16 protein-coding genes and 1 CRISPR repeat array are annotated in these 16,840 nt (G+C 52.7%); of the genes, 7 read left to right on the forward strand and 9 right to left on the reverse strand.

Annotation, left to right across the window (positions count from 1 at the left end):
* Positions 1–150 precede the first annotated feature (150 nt).
* From ABO04_RS06750 to ilvD, 3 genes are read right to left on the reverse strand one after another with little or no spacing between them, the layout of a single operon-like run.
* Entirely contained in the window at positions 151–462 is a 312-nt protein-coding gene (locus ABO04_RS06750; protein ID WP_160809915.1) for a c-type cytochrome, read from the reverse strand.
* A gap of 13 nt (positions 463–475) precedes the next feature.
* The gene (locus ABO04_RS06755) at positions 476–2,554 is read right to left on the reverse strand and encodes a thioredoxin domain-containing protein (protein ID WP_160809916.1); all 2,079 of its coding nucleotides are present in this window, start codon (positions 2,552–2,554) and stop codon (positions 476–478) included.
* Positions 2,555–2,580: 26 nt separating this feature from the next.
* A complete protein-coding gene (ilvD, locus tag ABO04_RS06760; RefSeq protein WP_160809917.1) occupies positions 2,581–4,254 on the reverse strand; it encodes a dihydroxy-acid dehydratase in 1,674 nt (557 codons plus the stop codon).
* Positions 4,255–4,390: 136 nt separating this feature from the next.
* Between ilvD and lgt the strand changes: the two genes are divergently transcribed.
* The 4 genes from lgt to dapE all read left to right on the forward strand — a co-directional run bounded on the left by lgt (position 4,391) and on the right by dapE (position 8,473).
* The gene (gene lgt / locus ABO04_RS06765; RefSeq protein ID WP_160809918.1) at positions 4,391–5,227 is read left to right on the forward strand and encodes a prolipoprotein diacylglyceryl transferase; all 837 of its coding nucleotides are present in this window, start codon (positions 4,391–4,393) and stop codon (positions 5,225–5,227) included.
* A 24-nt stretch (positions 5,228–5,251) separates the two neighbouring features.
* Positions 5,252–6,397: an ABC transporter permease gene (locus ABO04_RS06770; RefSeq protein WP_160809919.1), complete on the forward strand. Its 1,146-nt coding sequence runs from the start codon at positions 5,252–5,254 to the stop codon at positions 6,395–6,397.
* A complete protein-coding gene (locus ABO04_RS06775) occupies positions 6,397–7,176 on the forward strand; it encodes an ATP-binding cassette domain-containing protein (protein WP_160809920.1) in 780 nt (259 codons plus the stop codon). The genes ABO04_RS06770 and ABO04_RS06775 overlap by 1 nt, the downstream gene beginning before the upstream one ends.
* A 166-nt stretch (positions 7,177–7,342) precedes the next feature.
* The gene (dapE, locus tag ABO04_RS06780) at positions 7,343–8,473 is read left to right on the forward strand and encodes a succinyl-diaminopimelate desuccinylase (protein ID WP_160809921.1); all 1,131 of its coding nucleotides are present in this window, start codon (positions 7,343–7,345) and stop codon (positions 8,471–8,473) included.
* Positions 8,474–8,618: 145 nt separating this feature from the next.
* Here dapE and ABO04_RS06785 read toward each other — a convergent pair whose 3' ends face one another.
* Together ABO04_RS06785 and ABO04_RS06790 are read right to left on the reverse strand one after the other, a co-directional pair.
* Positions 8,619–9,074 (reverse strand): hypothetical protein, encoded by a 456-nt coding sequence (locus ABO04_RS06785; RefSeq protein WP_160809922.1) that lies wholly within the window; start codon positions 9,072–9,074, stop codon positions 8,619–8,621.
* 201 nt (positions 9,075–9,275) lie between these two features.
* Positions 9,276–9,914, reverse strand: a complete 639-nt coding sequence (locus tag ABO04_RS06790) for a hypothetical protein (RefSeq protein ID WP_160809923.1) — start codon at positions 9,912–9,914, stop codon at positions 9,276–9,278.
* A 418-nt stretch (positions 9,915–10,332) separates the two neighbouring features.
* Here ABO04_RS06790 and ABO04_RS06795 point away from each other — a divergent pair, with 418 nt between their 5' ends.
* Entirely contained in the window at positions 10,333–12,915 is a 2,583-nt protein-coding gene (locus ABO04_RS06795) for a cation-translocating P-type ATPase (protein ID WP_160809924.1), read from the forward strand.
* Between the two features lie 25 nt (positions 12,916–12,940).
* A CRISPR array of direct repeats spans positions 12,941–13,254; the repeat unit is 36 nt; unit sequence GTCTCAATCCCTTTGAAATCAGGGCATGGGTGTTTC.
* A 169-nt stretch (positions 13,255–13,423) separates the two neighbouring features.
* Here the strand turns inward: ABO04_RS06795 and cas2 (ABO04_RS06800) are convergent.
* From cas2 (ABO04_RS06800) to cas2 (ABO04_RS06810), 3 genes are read right to left on the reverse strand one after another with little or no spacing between them, the layout of a single operon-like run.
* Positions 13,424–13,708: a CRISPR-associated endonuclease Cas2 gene (cas2, locus tag ABO04_RS06800; protein WP_160809925.1), complete on the reverse strand. Its 285-nt coding sequence runs from the start codon at positions 13,706–13,708 to the stop codon at positions 13,424–13,426.
* Positions 13,701–14,690 carry a CRISPR-associated endonuclease Cas1 gene (cas1, locus tag ABO04_RS06805; RefSeq protein WP_160809926.1) on the reverse strand — a complete coding sequence of 330 codons (990 nt, stop codon included), beginning with the start codon at positions 14,688–14,690 and terminating at the stop codon, positions 13,701–13,703. The genes cas2 (ABO04_RS06800) and cas1 overlap by 8 nt, the downstream gene beginning before the upstream one ends.
* Before the next feature lie 21 nt (positions 14,691–14,711).
* Positions 14,712–15,074, reverse strand: coding sequence for a CRISPR-associated endonuclease Cas2 (cas2, locus tag ABO04_RS06810; RefSeq protein ID WP_240141458.1), 363 nt, complete (start codon positions 15,072–15,074; stop codon positions 14,712–14,714).
* Positions 15,075–15,146: 72 nt separating this feature from the next.
* Here cas2 (ABO04_RS06810) and ABO04_RS06815 point away from each other — a divergent pair, with 72 nt between their 5' ends.
* Positions 15,147–15,410, forward strand: coding sequence for a type II toxin-antitoxin system CcdA family antitoxin (locus tag ABO04_RS06815; RefSeq protein WP_345853097.1), 264 nt, complete (start codon positions 15,147–15,149; stop codon positions 15,408–15,410).
* Positions 15,395–15,727 carry a CcdB family protein gene (locus ABO04_RS06820; protein WP_345853100.1) on the forward strand — a complete coding sequence of 111 codons (333 nt, stop codon included), beginning with the start codon at positions 15,395–15,397 and terminating at the stop codon, positions 15,725–15,727. Before ABO04_RS06815 ends, ABO04_RS06820 begins: the two co-directional genes overlap by 16 nt.
* Here the strand turns inward: ABO04_RS06820 and csm6 are convergent.
* Positions 15,695–16,840: a CRISPR-associated ring nuclease Csm6 gene (gene csm6, locus ABO04_RS06825; protein ID WP_160809928.1), complete on the reverse strand. Its 1,146-nt coding sequence runs from the start codon at positions 16,838–16,840 to the stop codon at positions 15,695–15,697. The genes ABO04_RS06820 and csm6 overlap by 33 nt on opposite strands.

Below are 16,840 nucleotides of genomic sequence, written 5' to 3' on the forward strand. Positions count from 1 at the left end.
ATAAAACAGCCTTTCCATTTCCGTCCAGCTTCGAATAATTGGTGTATGCCTGACAGAAACAGAATCAAAAATCCAGGATTGGCAAAGCCGGAAAACAAAAAAGCCGATACAGTTTCCGGTATCGGCTCAAATTATGCCCTGATAATCAGATCATTTGAGTGAGGAGATCCATTCTGCCAAAGCCTTGGCATCATCATCATTCACATTGACGTTTGGTGGCATTGGAATCTGCCCCCATACACCAGTACTTCCTCCTTTTATCTTGCTTGCCAAGTAGCCAATTTCATCATCCTTGCCAGCATATTTGGTCGCAACCTCTTTAAACGAAGGACCAACAAGTTTGGCATCCATCTGATGACAAGCGACACAATTTTTTTGTGCTGCCAACTCAGGACTTGCCTGCACAGAGCTGACCGCCAACAGTGCCGAAGCGGCAAACACACCTAACCAAGCTGTTTTCATCAATTTTTTCCTTTTATGAACGATTAAGGGAGTGCATTCTACCGTGAACCCTGCAGATTTGCAGCAGTTCATCCAGTGAATGAATCTCCGGAAGACAACGTCTGCCCTCACACACCCGAACACTGATTTTTCCATCCGGGACAGAGCGTCCTTTAAGGCCGTCAGGCAGTCCTGAAAGTTCGGGAGACAGTGCAACCGCTACCATATCCAGTGAACAGGGAACCAGTGCTTTCAGCCAGGTTTGCAGCTCTGATCGGTTATTACCATGAAGAACTACCGTTTTGGTTGGTTCCAGAAATTCCTCCAGTGCAATCAGCATGCTGCAATGCGAACCAGCCTGGTGTGACAATGCATCGGAAAAGACATCCAGTGTACGTTTGGCGGATTCGAGATAGCGTGGCTCGTTCAACAGATAACCCAAGCGCTGCAAAGCAATGGCGGCAATACCGTTTCCGGCAGGAATCGCGCCGTCATAACCTGTTTTAGGCCGGTGAATCAGCATTTCATGATCATGACTGGTGAAGAAGAATCCACCAGATGCCTCATCTTCAAAGCAGGTGAGCAGCACATCGGCCAGGGTGATGGCAAAATCGAGATCCGTCTGCCGAAAATCGATCTGCAATAACGTCAGCAGGCTGTCCAGCAGAAATGCGTGGTCATCCAGATAAGCGTTCAGATGTGCCTTGCCGTCTTTGCAGGTTGCCAGCAGACGGCCCTCCCGCCACAGGGTATGACGGATAAAATCCATCGCCTGCATGGCTGAGCTGATCCACTCCTCTCGCTCAAAAATCTGTCCGGCACGCGCCATGCCCTTGATCATCAGCGCATTCCAGCTCGTCAGGATTTTTTCGTCGCGCCCCGGACGAATACGCTGTTCACGTTCGTTCAGCAGTTTTCTGCGGGCACTCTCGATGCGTTGCTGCGCAGTTTCCTGGCTGATGTGATTGCGTGCTGCTACCGCCTCAATGGATTGAGTAACTTCAAGATGCCAATAGCGATCTTCAAAATTGGGTGGACGATCGAGACCGTAATACGCTGCCGTCACCTGATATTCTTCTACTGTCAGGATTGCCGCAACGGCCTGCCGATCCCAGACGTAGAATTTGCCTTCTTCATGCTCTGAATCTGCATCCAGTGAGGAATAATAGCCTCCTTCCGGGGTGCCGGCATGCATTTCCCGCATGACCCAGGCTGCTGTTTCTTCAACAATCCGTTTGAAAAGCGGATTATCAGTTATCAGCCAGGCTTCCGCATAGAGTGGCAATAATAATGCGTTGTCGTACAGCATCTTCTCGAAATGCGGAATTCGCCAGAAACGATCTGTGCTGTAGCGACAGAAGCCCCCGCCCAATTGGTCATACAGGCCGCCTTGCGCCATCTTTTCCAATGTATGCGTCAGGATATGCAGGGCTCGAGTATCATTATCAGCAACATAACGCTGCAGGCAGAACTGCAATTCAGCCGGGTGAAGGAACTTGGGTGCATCACCAAAGCCGCCATACACTTCATCAAACTGGCGATTCAGCTGTTCTTGGGCATGCTCGATCAATTGCCGGGAAAGCACAGAAGTATCGGTTCCGGATGTGGGCAGCGATTGAGCAAGCAGCTTTAGAAGTGCCGTATTCTGCTGCTCGATATCTGCAGCACGGGTGTGATAGGCAGCCGCCACCTTTGGCAACAGCTCCAGAAAACCCGGCATGCCATAACGGGCTTCTTTCGGAAAATAGGTGCCGCCAAAGAAAGGCGTTTGTGCAGGAGTCAGGAACATAGTGAGCGGCCAGCCACCCGAACGATGATTCAGTGCGTAATGCGCACTCTGGTAAATCTGGTCAATATCGGGGCGTTCCTCGCGATCAACCTTGATATTCACGAAATGCGCGTTCATTACCGCCGCCACTTCAGCATCTTCAAACGATTCGTGTGCCATGACATGGCACCAGTGACAGGCAGAATAGCCAATGGAGAGCAAGATCGGCTTGTTCTGTGTCTGTGCAATTGCCAATGCCTCTTTCCCCCATGGATACCAGTCCACCGGATTTTCTGCATGCTGCAACAAGTAAGGGCTGGTTTCTCCGGCAAGATAGTTAGGCATTGGATGATCACTCAGATTAATCAGAATCAGTCGGTAACTGCACCGCGGCTGGCAGTTGAAACCAGTTTGGCGTATTTCGCCAGCACACCGCGGGTATAACGCGGCGCAGGCGGATGCCAGGCTGCCCGGCGACGTTCCAGTTCGGCTTCGGATACATTCAATTGCAACAGGCGGCGATGGGCATCAATCGTGATTGAATCCCCTTCCTCTACCAGAGCAATTATTCCACCGACAAACGCTTCCGGCGCCACATGGCCGACCACCATTCCGTAGGTGCCGCCAGAAAAACGGCCATCGGTAATCAGCCCGACTGAATCACCCAATCCCTCACCAATCAATGCCGAGGTGGGCGAAAGCATTTCGCGCATGCCCGGCCCACCTTGCGGACCTTCATAGCGAATCACGACCACATCGCCCGGTTTTATTTTTCGATCAAGAATAGCGGACATGCAAGTTTCTTCAGACTCAAACACTCTGGCAGGCCCGGTAATGCTGGGGTTTTTTACACCGGAGATCTTGGCCACCGCACCTTCCGGTGAAAGATTGCCCTTCAGAATTGCCAGATGACCCTGTTCATAGACAGGATTGTCCCAGGTCCGAATGACGTTCTGATCTGCACGCGGTTGTTCGGGAATGTCTTTCAATACTTCGGCAATGGTCTGTCCGCTGATGGTCAGGCAATCGCCATGCAGTAAACCATGTACCAGCAGCATTTTCATCACCTGCGGGATACCCCCCGCTCTGTGCAGATCAGTGGCGACGTAGCGCCCGGAAGGTTTCAGATCACACAATACCGGCACACGCGCACGAATGGCCTCGAAATCATCAATATGAAAATCCACTTCTGCTGCATGCGCAATCGCCAGCAAATGCAATACTGCATTGGTTGAGCCTCCTACTGCCATGACAACTGTCACTGCGTTTTCAAGCGACCGGCGGGTGATCAGGCTGCGTGGCAGAATTTGTTTTCTGATCGCCTCCACCAGTACTTCAGCAGAGCGCGCTGCACTGATCCGTTTTTCCTCATCTTCTGCTGCCATGGTGGAGGAATGAGGCAGACTCATACCCATCGCCTCAATCGCCGAGGACATAGTATTGGCGGTGTACATCCCGCCGCAGGAGCCAGCGCCCGGGCAGGCATGGCGTTCAACTTCCAGCAACTCCTGATCATCAATCTTATGTGCGGTATGCTGCCCGACAGCTTCAAAAGCGCTGACAATCGTCAGATCACGCCCCTGGTAATGCCCGGGTTTGATGGTGCCACCATAAACGAAAACAGACGGTACATTCAATCTCGCCAGCGCAATCAGGGCGCCCGGCATGTTTTTATCACAGCCGCCAATGGCGATGATGCCATCCATGCTTTCTGCCTGCACACAGGTTTCAATGGAATCGGCAATCACTTCGCGCGAAACCAGTGAATATTTCATGCCTTCAGTGCCCATGGAAATACCATCTGATACTGTAATCGTGCCAAACATCTGCGGCATGGCACCCGCATTTTTCAGTGCGTGTTCGGCGCATTTGGCAAGGCCATCCAATCCCATGTTGCAGGGTGTGATAGTAGAAAAGCCATTGGCAATGCCAACAATGGGCTTATCGAAATCTCCATCACCGAATCCAACCGCACGTAACATGGCACGATTGGGAGCGCGTTTCGCACCCCGGGTGATAGCCTGGCTGCGTCGATTATCTGACATATATATATTCCCTCATAGATGGATGTAATGAATATGGGTCAAGCAAGGTAACGATTGCTGGGCGAGATTGCTGTATGCTGTAGTCAGCAGGTGTTGCCGTATAATGCACATTTTACCGTAAGTCAGGCTGCCACCCATGTTTGTTCATCCACAATTCGACCCTGTCGCACTTTCCATTGGTCCGCTTGCTGTCCGCTGGTACGGGTTAATGTATCTGCTTGGTTTTTTTCTGTTCATTGTGCTGGGGCGTTATCGTATCCGGCATCAGCCTGGCGGCGTATTTACCCGGGAGATACTGGATGATGCGTTGTTCTACGGAGTATTGGGTGTCATTCTGGGCGGGCGCCTGGGTCATATCCTGTTTTATGAACCGGCTTATTATCTGCAGCATCCGCTGGAGATATTTGCCATCTGGCAAGGCGGAATGTCTTTCCATGGTGGATTTCTCGGTGTTATTACCGCCATGGCATGGCTGGCACGCAAATACAAACTGCCATGGCTGGCCGTCACTGATTTTATCGCACCATTGGTTCCGCTTGGACTGGGAGCGGGACGTATCGGCAATTTCATCAATGGTGAATTATGGGGGCGCCCGACGGATGTGCCCTGGGGGATGATTTTTCCGTATATGGACACTCTGCCACGCCACCCATCCCAGTTATATGAATTTGCACTGGAAGGACTGGCACTTTTCGCGCTGGTCTGGCTTTATTCAGCCAAACGAAGACCACTGGGTGCTGTCTCCGGCGTATTCATGATCGGCTATGGTGTCTTTCGTTCGTTCTGTGAGTTTTTCCGCGAACCGGATGATGGCTTCCTTGGCATTATGACGCTGGGAATCAGCATGGGACAATGGTTATCGCTGCCGATGATAGTCGCCGGCGCTGCTCTGGTTTACTGGGCATATCAACATAACCACTATCCGAAAAAAATTGCCCCGGATTCACCGCACAAGCACAAAAACCGGAATTGATGAACAGAATCGTTCAAATTGGTCATGCCCTCTAACCTGCCAGCTGATCACCGTGCCCGATATCAGCTCGTTACCCTGGAAACAGGCGCTACCTGCCTGCAACTTACCGGTAGCTACACCCTGATATCACTTAACCAGTCATTACCTGTAATTGCAGGAGAACTGGCACAGCTGGCCAAACAATCCGGCCTGTACTGGGATCTGACAAACATCCATCAGCTCGATTACGCAAATGCTGTCATGCTGTGGCAAATCTGGGGCAGGCAGCGCCCTGATCACCTGTTGCTGCGCCCCGAGCAGGAGAAAATGTTTCTGCGGCTGGAAAAAACAGCATTACTTCCTGAACCGGTACAGCGTAAATGGTTTTTGCCCATCTCCCTGCTGGGCCAGCAACTGCTCCGTTTTTTGGATCATCTGGCCGGTATGATTACCCTCTCCGGTCAGATCGTGCTGGATATTCTTTACCTGATTGCCCATCCAGGCAGAATTCCTGCGCGAGAAATTTCTGCGAATTTGTATCGTACCGGCGCACAAGCACTTGGCATTACTGCAATCGTTGGATTTTTGATCGGTATTGTATTGAGCTACCTTTCCTCCGAACAGTTGCATATGTTCGGAGCAGATGTCTACATCGTCAATATTCTTGGCATGAGTATCATTCGAGAGCTGGGCCCGATGCTGGCTGCCATACTGGTCGCCGGGCGCTCCGGTTCCGCTATGACTGCGCAACTGGGTGTGATGCGTGTTACGGAAGAACTGGATGCATTGACGGTGATGGGTATTCCTCACAGCCTGCGTCTGGTGTTGCCCAAAATTATTGGACTGGGTTTTGCCTTACCGCTGATTGTGCTCTGGACCAGTGCCGTTGCGCTGATAGGCGGGTTTCTGGCAGCAGAATTACAAGTGGGATTAAGCATCCGTTACGCGTTGACCGCTCTGCCCGATGCGGTACCCATCGCAAATTTATGGCTGGCGCTGGGCAAGGGAGTGGTCTGCGGCATGGCGATCGCCCTGATTGCCTGCCATTTCGGCCTGCGTATCAAACCGAATACCGAGAGTCTGGGAGAAGGCACTACCAACTCCGTCGTAACTTCGATTACTGCCGTGATCATTATTGACGCTATTTTTGCCATCGCTTTTTCCAATATCGGTATCAGGATAGCAGGCTGATGACACACGCTGAACCCGTTATCAAGATTACCGGATTGGCCACCCGCTTTGGCCAGCATATCATTCATGAAAACATCAATCTGACTGTGCTCAAAGGCGAAGTGCTGGCGCTGATCGGAGGTTCCGGCAGCGGCAAAACCACTCTGATGCGCCAGATGCTTGGATTGATCACGCCCGCACAAGGCAGTGTCGAAGTACTGGGGGCGACACGCTATAACTGCGGCCATGAAGAAGAAAGAAAACTGCGCATCCGCTCAGGCGTCCTGTTCCAACAGGGTGCACTTTTCAGTGCACTGACGGTCTTTGACAACATTGCCTTGCCCATGCGGGAATTGCATACATTACGCGAAACCATAATTCGCGATCTGGTGATGCTGAAACTCAGCATGGTTGGGGTTGAAGCACAGCATGTCCACAAGAGGCCATCCGAACTATCCGGTGGAATGATCAAACGGGTTGCGCTGGCGCGCTCACTGGCGCTGGACCCGGAGCTGCTGTTTCTGGATGAACCCACTGCCGGACTCGATCCCGCACTGAGTGAAAGTTTCGTCGAATTGATCCGCTCTTTGCGTGAGGAGCTGGGATTAACGATTATCATGGTTACGCACGATCTGGATACACTGGTTGCAATTTCCGACCGGGTGGCGGTGCTGGCCGATCGGCATATCGTTGCACTGGGACCGATACCAGAAATCATCACCATCGACCATCCATTCATCACAGCTTTTTTTGGTGGCACACGCGGCCGTAATGCATTGCGTGTTCTGCAACCATCCTGATGCGTTACCGCATCATCCCGAATCCGGTGGCCGATTGCTTCCGTTTCCGTCCATCTTAAAATCTATGTGAGCACTAAGCTTCACCATTCTAATCAGGCACATTCAACTATCGGATTCAGGATCATTCGTTCCAATTCCAAACCCAGTTAAAACCAAGGAAAACCTTATGTCCAACAGTACCCTGACACTTGCCCAGATGTTGATTGCCCGCCGCTCCCTGACACCTGATGATAACGGTTGCCAGAAAATGATCATGCACCGTTTGGCAGCGTCAGGCTTTCAAAGTGAGACCATGAATTTCGGAGAAGTAGAAAACTTATGGGCGAGAAAAGGTACTGAAGGGCCACTGGTATGTTTTGCCGGGCATACCGATGTCGTACCCTCCGGTCCCGTCTCACACTGGGAAAGCGACCCCTTTACACCAACAATCCGCGATGGCTTTCTCTACGGGCGCGGTGCAGCCGACATGAAATCCTCGCTGGCTGCCTTTGTTACTGCAATCGAGGCATTTGTCGAGCTGCACCCTGACCATAAAGGTTCGATCGCGCTGCTGATCACTTCAGATGAAGAGGGTCCGGCGGTGGAAGGTACGGTCAAGGTGGTGGAAACACTGCAGGCACGCGGAGAAATGATAGATTACTGCATCGTCGGTGAACCTACCTCTACTCATCAACTGGGCGATACTATCAAAAACGGTCGGCGCGGCAGCCTGTCCGGCAATCTGACGATCAAAGGTATTCAGGGCCATATTGCCTATCCGCATCTGGCCAAAAACCCGATCCATATTGCTGCACCTGCCATTACCGAACTTGCTCAAACTGTATGGGACGAAGGCAATGAGTATTTCCCTACCACCACCTGGCATATTTCCAATATTCATGGAGGTACCGGCGCAACCAACGTTATTCCCGGAGAAATCAATCTGCTGTTCAATTTCCGTTTTTCCACCGCCAGCACGGTCGATTCACTCAAGACGCGCATGCACCACATTCTTGATCGGCACGAGCTGAATTATGAATTGGTCTGGCAGCTCTCGGGCAAACCTTACCTGACTCCCCGGGGAACACTGGCAACTGCAATCAGCTCAGCTATTCGAGAAGTAACAGGGATTGAGCCGGAGCTTTCTACCTCGGGAGGAACATCCGATGGCCGTTTCATTGCCGATATATGTCCGCAAGTGATGGAATTCGGACCACGTAACGCAACCATCCATAAAATCAACGAATCAGTAGAAGTAGCAGATATCGAGCGTCTTTCCAGAATTTACCAGCTGGCACTGGAAAATTTATTACTTTGATGCTGGAGCACGATTTGCATGTAGCAGATGATTTAATTGATGCAGCTGACAAAAGCATCAGGGGATGCATGACACCCCCTGGTGCAGCGCTGCAACAACCCGTTATCGGTGGGTCTCCTACAGTAAGTTCAGACCGGAGACTGGTTTAACTGGTTTTTTTCGTACGCAGTAACTCAACCAGTTTTTCACTCAACTGAAACCGGGTTGAGTTTTTTTCGACTTCGCCCGTCGGACTGATCAGTCCATGCGCAGTCAGGGTATCCATTAGCGGAAGCAGATCGTTATGATCTTCCAGGAAATAGGCAATACAAGGTCCCTTGCGGTGAAATCCCCAGCGCCCCCAACCCCAGCCTTTTTTAAGTACATAAAACTCCCGATGAAATTTGAAATCGGGATTATCCACATCCTGTTTCATCTCATTCAACAAATGCTCATGTGTTTGCCATAATTGATCAAACAGATTCTTGATATCGCCCGTAACAACCTCTCCCGTAGCCGAGCTATATACCTTTTGCTGACTGGGTTTCAACAGAAAAGCGTTTATCAGATACATTGCTCCAACGCCCAGCAAAAACCCTGTCACCAAACTCAGAATATCCATTTTCCTCCCTCAAGATAATTATGATCAGTCATTTTTTAGATCGGGCAGTATAACAAGTAAAGCGAAAAACCAGACAGACGATGTTTCCGGCCGGACCACTGTGGGAAGCGTTTCGAGGGTATACGCACGCACCGCGGGTTCGATTCAGATGCCGCGATACTCCATTCTCAACGGGAGATTTTGAACAGACTCAAGAATCAATCAATTTATAATCCAACTGCTTACCTTCACCAGGTTTGTATCATCAGCATGATCAATCAGCATCTGGCGCACGCGCTCCTGCCATAGCTTGCCAAAACGCTGTAACTCGATCGAATCAGCCTGTCCGCTCACCGCCTTCGGGAAAAGCAAGCGCATTTCGTTCGGCCAGGGTACAACAGCAGCATCCAGTGCCATCTGTACCGCTGCGCCCGTATCCTTGCGGCGCAGGCCGAATTCCCCCTGCATCGGCTGATCGAAATGCAGCAGATCATTACGCCCGAAGCGACCGCCGATCCCATGAAAACCGGTTTCTGGTGCCGCGCCGGTAACCAGTTGTACCACGGTTGCCACAACACCGGTCGTGCCGGCATCGCGTACATCGGCCATGAATACCTCGATCTCCCCGCGTACCGGCAATTCATCCCCGTACAGCGCGCGCAGGCCATGTATCGTCATCAGCCAGGTACCCGCCACCGTGGGGCAGGAATGCCCCGCCAGCCGTACCGCGTCGACATACCGATACACCATAATCCCGTCTCGTGCCGTGCCGAGAAACCGTGCCAGCGGATCTCGCATCATCACAGCAGGCACATCGGTAAAGAAATCCGGAAAACTCTGTTCGAATGTTGATTGGTTCATTAAGAATGTCTCCTGAATTCAAGAGAGTCTCTGAAAAATATCAGCGAGACAGCCAGCCCAGGCAAAATCGGCGAAAAAGTGGGCTTTATACGTAATAAATAAGCACTCTAAGCCGATTCTTAACGCAGATAGTTTTCAGAGGTTCCCAAGGTAAAGTTGTTCATGAAATCAATTGTATACCCGTATCAATTTCCTCTGTCTGAAGAAAAAAGAGGAAATCAGCCTTTCAGTAATTACCAAGTGTATTGCTTGCCTTGTTATTCCATTTCCATATCAGAAAATTAACAATAATGCTATTTTTCTGGACAGATCCTGATGAACATCTTACTTTAAGGAACCTCCTCAAAAACCCGGGTCGCTTCGGTGAGGGCCGTATCATCCGCGTAAATGAGGCTTACACAATAAGGACTCACGAACCATGATAACAACCGACGGCAATCAGCATCATGGCCTGACCACTGACGAGGCGCGCGCGCGATTACGCCTTGAAGGTCCTAATGAGTTACCCCGAACCGGCAAGCGCTCGGTCTTTCGCATCATACTGGGGGTATTGCGTGAACCGATGCTTGCACTGCTGTTGGCAGGCGGGCTCGTTTATCTGCTTCTTGGTGACCGTACTGAAGCGCTTATTCTTCTCATCTTTGCCAGTTTTTCGGTCGCGATCACCGTCATTCAAGAAGCCCGTTCCGAGCGGGTTCTGGAAGCACTGCGCGACCTGTCTTCACCCCGCGCCCTCGTCATTCGCGACGGCGCGGGGGTGCGTATTGCCGGCCGGGAGGTCGTGCGAGGTGACCTGCTTGTGCTGGAAGAAGGCGATCGGATTGCCGCTGATGCAATTCTTGTCGACGCAACCGACTTGCAGGTTGACGAATCACTGCTGACCGGAGAATCTTTGCCTGTGGGCAAGGTGACCGGCATTCCATCGGTCGAAGCACCCGAAGAATCCAGCATGCCGCGCCCTGGCGGAGAAGATCAGCCCTATGTCTATTCTGGCTCACTTGTCATACGGGGCAGTGGGGTCGCCCGCGTCCTGGCGACCGGTGTACGCTCCGAAATCGGCAAAATCGGTCAGTCGTTGTCAGAATTGGACACTGAAACGCCTCACCTGCGGCGTGAAATCACTCGCATCGTCACCTGGTGCGCGGTCATCGCTGCCTTGGTAGTAGGTCTGGTCGTGATACTTTACGGGCTGTTACACGGTGAATGGTTAGAGGCGATGCTGGCCGGTATCGCCATTGGCATGTCGCTGCTTCCTGAAGAATTCCCTGTCGTACTGGCGGTATTCATGGCAATGGGCGCCTGGCGGATAGGAAAGGTCGGTGTCCTTACCCGGCGCGCGGCAGCTATCGAGACACTGGGCTCGGCAACGGTGCTTTGCACTGACAAGACCGGCACACTTACAGAAAACCGTATGGCGCTTGCGCAAGTCTGGCTGCCGTCGGGCGAAGCCCTGACACTTAAACATGGTCAGCCCGTCTCCAAGGACTGCCGCAAGCTCATCGAAACAGCAGCGCTGGCCAGCGACCCTCATCCCTCCGATCCCATGGAGGTCGCACTTCACAACGCCCGTGGTACTTTCGCAGGTTCTGAATCCTCCAGCACGCTACCCATCCACACTTATGGACTGCGTCCTGATCTGCCGGCCATGTCAAATATATGGGATGACGACCAGGCGCTGACGATCTGCGCCAAAGGTGCGCCGGAAGCGATTATCAGCCTGTGCCGTCTGTCAGACGATGCAGCACAGAAAGTGCTGAAGGCTGTCGAAGACATGGCCACGCGCGGAATACGCGTGCTGGCAGTGGCAACCTCAACCGCGCCCGACCGCCAGTGGGCCGATTCACAACTGGACTATCACTATACGTTGGCTGGTCTGGTCGGACTGGCCGATCCGATACGTGCCAGTGTGCCAGACGCCATCACCGAATGCCGCCGGGCCGGAATTCGCGTCGTGATGATTACAGGCGACTACGCCACCACCGCTCGATCAATCGCCTCGCAAGCCGGCATCGAGGAAGGAGAAGTGCTGACAGGAAGCGACCTGGAAGCACTCGATGACGAACAGCTCGCACAACGATTGAAGCGGGTCACAGTATTCGCGCGCATCATGCCTCAGCAGAAATTGCGAATCGTCCAGGCATTCAAGGCAGATGGTGAAGTCGTTGCGATGACTGGCGATGGTGTCAACGACGCACCTTCGCTCAAAGCCGCGCATATCGGCATTGCCATGGGAGGACGAGGCACCGATGTCGCACGTGAAGCTTCCGCATTGGTGCTGCTTAACGATGATTTTTCCGCGATCGTCCAGTCCATCCGGCTAGGGCGGAGAATCTACGACAACATCCGCAAATCCATGGCGTTTATTTTGGCCGTCCATGTGCCGATTGCCGGGCTGGCGCTTTTGCCGCTGTTCTTTGGCTTGCCCATGTTATTGGGGCCGATTCATATCGCCTTGCTTGAAATGGTGATCGATCCCGTCTGTGCGCTCGTGTTCGAAGCCGAACATTCTGAGGACGATGTCATGGAGCGTGCGCCACGGGATCCGGCGCAACGGATGTTCTCACCCTCAATGCTGCTCTGGAGCATCATGCAAGGCGGCATTGCTTTCGCGATGCTGGCAGTCGTTTTTCTTGCAAAAACCGCGGCGGGTGTCCCGGAAGTCGAAGTGCGAGCGCTGATCTTTTTCGGTCTGGTTGCCCAGATCGTGGCGCTGATCCTGGTGAATCGCTCTTTTCGAGCATCGCTGCGCGATGCTTTTCTGCGCAAAAATGCAGCCCTGGGGTATGTTGTATTGGCAGTGGCCTGCGTAACCGGCCTGGTGCTGTTACTGCCGCGAGCCCAGGCACTGCTGAAATTCGGATCGATTACCTGGAACGACATGCTTCTGGCCCTGGGCCTGGGTATTGGGCTGCTCCTGATACTTGAGGGCTGCAAACTCCTGATGGCACGAGCCGAGCTATCAAAAACATCTTCCATGCACCGCAAAATCGGCAGTGAATAACATAAGACATGTGGACAACCGGTGGCTTGTAATCCCTTTGAAATCAGGGCATGGGTGTTTCGGAAAAAACATTTGCATTTGAGAACTTCTATGGTGTCTCAATCCCTTTGAAATCAGGGCATGGGTGTTTCGAAGTGAATCGTCAACATCAGCATATAACAGTGTGTCTCAATCCCTTTGAAATCAGGGCATGGGTGTTTCCTGCTTGGTGAAGAAATGTCAAGAACAAAGCCGCGTCTCAATCCCTTTGAAATCAGGGCATGGGTGTTTCAGAAGTTAATGGAAAATTATCTATGTCAAAACGTCTCAATCCCTTTGAAATCAGGGCATGGGTGTTTCTGATCACTCTGTTTTTTCCCCGTAAAATCAATAGATTGCACGGTGTGCTGAGGAAAACAGGTGGGGTGCTGCAAGTTACCTCCTTTTTCGTTAGTCAAGAGCAGGCTAAACGGCATTTTCCCGGAAATATTAACCCGGATCCTCTGTTTCGCCTCAACGAATTATTTGATTACCATTCAGCCGGCATACCGCTCCATTGTATACCTTCTGGCAGCGCAGGTCGGCCGATGCGCGCCTTGAGCCCCCGGCCGGGCAGTGGGTAAACACGCAAATCATCCTGTTTTTCATCAATCAGCGCAATGGCGTCCTGCATGAAGCACTCCAGCTGGCGATCATCCCCGCTGAACAGGAAGACCGAATATTGCAGCGGCATAGCCCGTTTGAGCAGATAGCGGTACAGACGCCCCAATCTGCGCGGATTGGAAATATCGTAGCAGATGACAAAATCACTCATATTCGCCTGCTGCAGAAGAATGATCATGCCTCTCGGCGGGTACGGGCACCAATTCACTGCCAACCTGCCCTGCCAGTTGTTCAATTTCCTGGTTGATCGCCTTGCGCAAGGTTTCGCTGTGTTTTTCATACGCGGTGTAATACCGCACGCGGCCTGCCTTGCCGAGCAGGCAGCCGGATTCGGTCGTGCTGAAATCATCCTTGCCAAGCACACGGCGGCGCACCAGTGTATGTGCAAAGCGATCAGCCAGCGGCCGCAATGGTTCCAGCAGATCGGAAGCGAGCGATTCGCGGCCAAAGTCCAGACGATGATAAAAGCCGACGTAGGGATCAAATCCCGCACCATGCAATGCGATTGCAATTTCGCTGTGTAGCAGCGTATAGGTGAGCGAGAGCAGAGCGTTGAACGGATCGCGTGGCGGGCGGCGATTGCGCCCGTGGAAATTCAGTGAATCCGGCACCACCGCCTGCAGACCGGAAAAATAGCGTGCAGCAGCAGCGCCTTCGATACCACGCAGGCTGGCTGTGTTATTGATGGCACCAAGTCGGCTGCGGTGTTCTTCCAGACCGCGCAGGACGTGACTGAGTTCATAGCGCACCCGAATATCGCTTTCGTGCAGTTCCTCAAACCATTCGATCTGGCGGGTGATTTTACGCTCGACCAGTTGTCGGGCGATCTCCAGGCTGGCTGCTTCATCCAGACTCATGCGAATCTGGGCGACGCGCCGGGTTGCATCGTTATGAGGGCGGGCGAGCAGCAAACTGGGCCGTCCCGTCCGACCGCTGAGGATGACCACACCCACGCCATGTTCTCCCAGTTTGCCAAGCAGTGCTGCCGGCAAGCTGATGTCACCCCGCAGAAAAACGCGTGTCAGCGGTGCAATTGGCACGGTGCCAATACGCTCGCCATTTTCCCGGAAAACGATAGCACCGGATTCCAGTTCCAGCTCGACCCCGCGACGATCAACAAACAGACTGGTCATGTTATGGCTCCTCCCGTGTTATCAAACAATGCTGAAATGCTGTGCTGCAAAAGTGCTGGCATTACCGTAGCAGCGTATTTTCATACGTGGATCCAGCCGGAGAATATGCAGACGGTCTTCCTGATCCATCAGCTCACTGAGGCGGATACGAATCTCACGCAGCTCGGCAGGGGTCACCCATATTTCAAATACGGATTTTTGCCCGCCAACTTTATAACCAGTGAGATAACGGCAAACCCGGTACAGCCGGCGCGGATCACAGATGTCGTAAGCAATGAGATACAGGTTTCGGTTCATGTGCAGCATTGTAGGGGCAGCCCTGTTGCGGCTGCGCTGCGGCAAGCTTGCCACCGGCAGTAACAAACAGGCCGAGAGCACAGTCATTCTCTGCTGTATGGTTTGCGGGAAGAATACGAGTTAATATATGCGCATATTCAAATGCGCATGGAGAGTGCTGTGTCAGATATACACAAAAAACGGCACGTTCGCACCAGTCTGTCCGGCAAGCGAGCGATCAATCTTAGTCTAAGCAGCGATGTGCTGGATGCAGCCAGGCAGCTCGACATCAACATTTCCCAGGTTTGTGACAACTACCTGCGTGAAGTCATCCGTTATGAGCAAGGGCGAAAATGGCGCGAAGATCATGCCGAGTTTATTGCTGCCTACAACGCCACCATCGAAGCCGAAGGTTTGCCGCTGGATGAGTGGAAAAGTTTCTGATGGCGCGCTTCGATGTTTATATCAATCCGGGCAGCCATGCCAATACAACACCCTATTTGCTGGATATACAGAGCGATTTATTCGATGGACTGGATAGCCGGATGGTGATTCCACTACGCAGCGTCAAAAACTTTCCGGCGGTCAAATTGCCAACACGTCTTATGCCGCTGGTCACCATCGGGGGTCAGGATTACTTGCTGGAAACTCCAAAGATGAGTGCGGTGCCACAGCGTATCCTGAAATCTCCTGTGGCCTCGCTCGCTGAGATGCAAGCTCAAATCACATCAGCACTGGATTTTTTGTTTCATGGGTATTGAACCACTGATATGAATGCTCTCCGGCGGCAACGTCAGGCCGCGCCGTGTATGCGGGCGTTTGCCGGTAGCCACCAGCAGATAGGGGGTGGCCGCCAGGCCGAGCGCATCCTTTAGCACCCGTACCAGTTTCGCGTTTTTGGTCTGGAAAAATTCCTTTTCCATTCCGTTGCCAAGCAGTGCGGCCGTTTTTTCGTAATCCACCGCATCAATCCCGACCACAGCGCGATAAATGGCAAGAAACAGATTGGCGTCGGCATCACGCCAGGCCGTTTCCGGTCGCCCTTCCTGCACCAGTATTGCCCACCAGGCCAGCCAGGCCAGCAATTGCGGCTTCATGGCAACGGTTGTATTGCCACAAACCACGCGCCGCTGCCCAAGATCAATCAACAAATGCGGGGGTGCCAGACTTTGCTGGATTGCGCTGACCGCTTCGCTGAAGCGGGCTTCGCCCTGCAGCAGCGCCTCCGGCAAACCATGGCGCAGACGGACAAACGGAATTTCGGCAAGCGTCACCCTGGCATCGGCGGTATCAATATGATGGCCATCGCGCGTAGCAAGTCGCCGGGGTTGTCGTGGCGGATAGAAAAATTCGGGATGGCTTTCAAACGGCGCCGATACCAGCACATGCGAAAGTCGATCCTGCGACCGGGCGTACAGGGATAGCGCATAGCCAAGATAAAAGCCCATGGTTTTGCGTCCACCGGCAATCGAAACATGCACGGCACTTTCCGGATCACGCGTCAGATCACGCACCACCGAAGCAATCGTATCCGCAGCAGCAGTATTTTCCGCCGGCGTGCGAATATCCGTGAGCGGCTGGCCATCCGGCCCGGCGATGATGTGAATGGTTTGTGCATCCATTGTTGGCCGGGCAAGTTGCGGCCATTCGGCAAACAGGGTTAAAAATTGTCCACCATCCGGGTGCAGCAAGGAGGCTTGTGCCAGCTTCGCGCCTTCGCTGGTGGTCAGCAGGTGTACTTCGGTGGGCACAAACGCGGGCTGGTGTTCAATCGCCAGCGCATACAGTGTTTCGGTGACGATCTGCGGCGATAATCCGGTAACACACAGCAAAATGCGGTGCGGGTAATCGTGTGGCTGGCGTGGTTCTGGCAT

The organism is Nitrosomonas sp. HPC101 (genome assembly GCF_009833125.1).
Classification (GTDB): Bacteria; Pseudomonadota; Gammaproteobacteria; order Burkholderiales; family Nitrosomonadaceae; genus Nitrosomonas.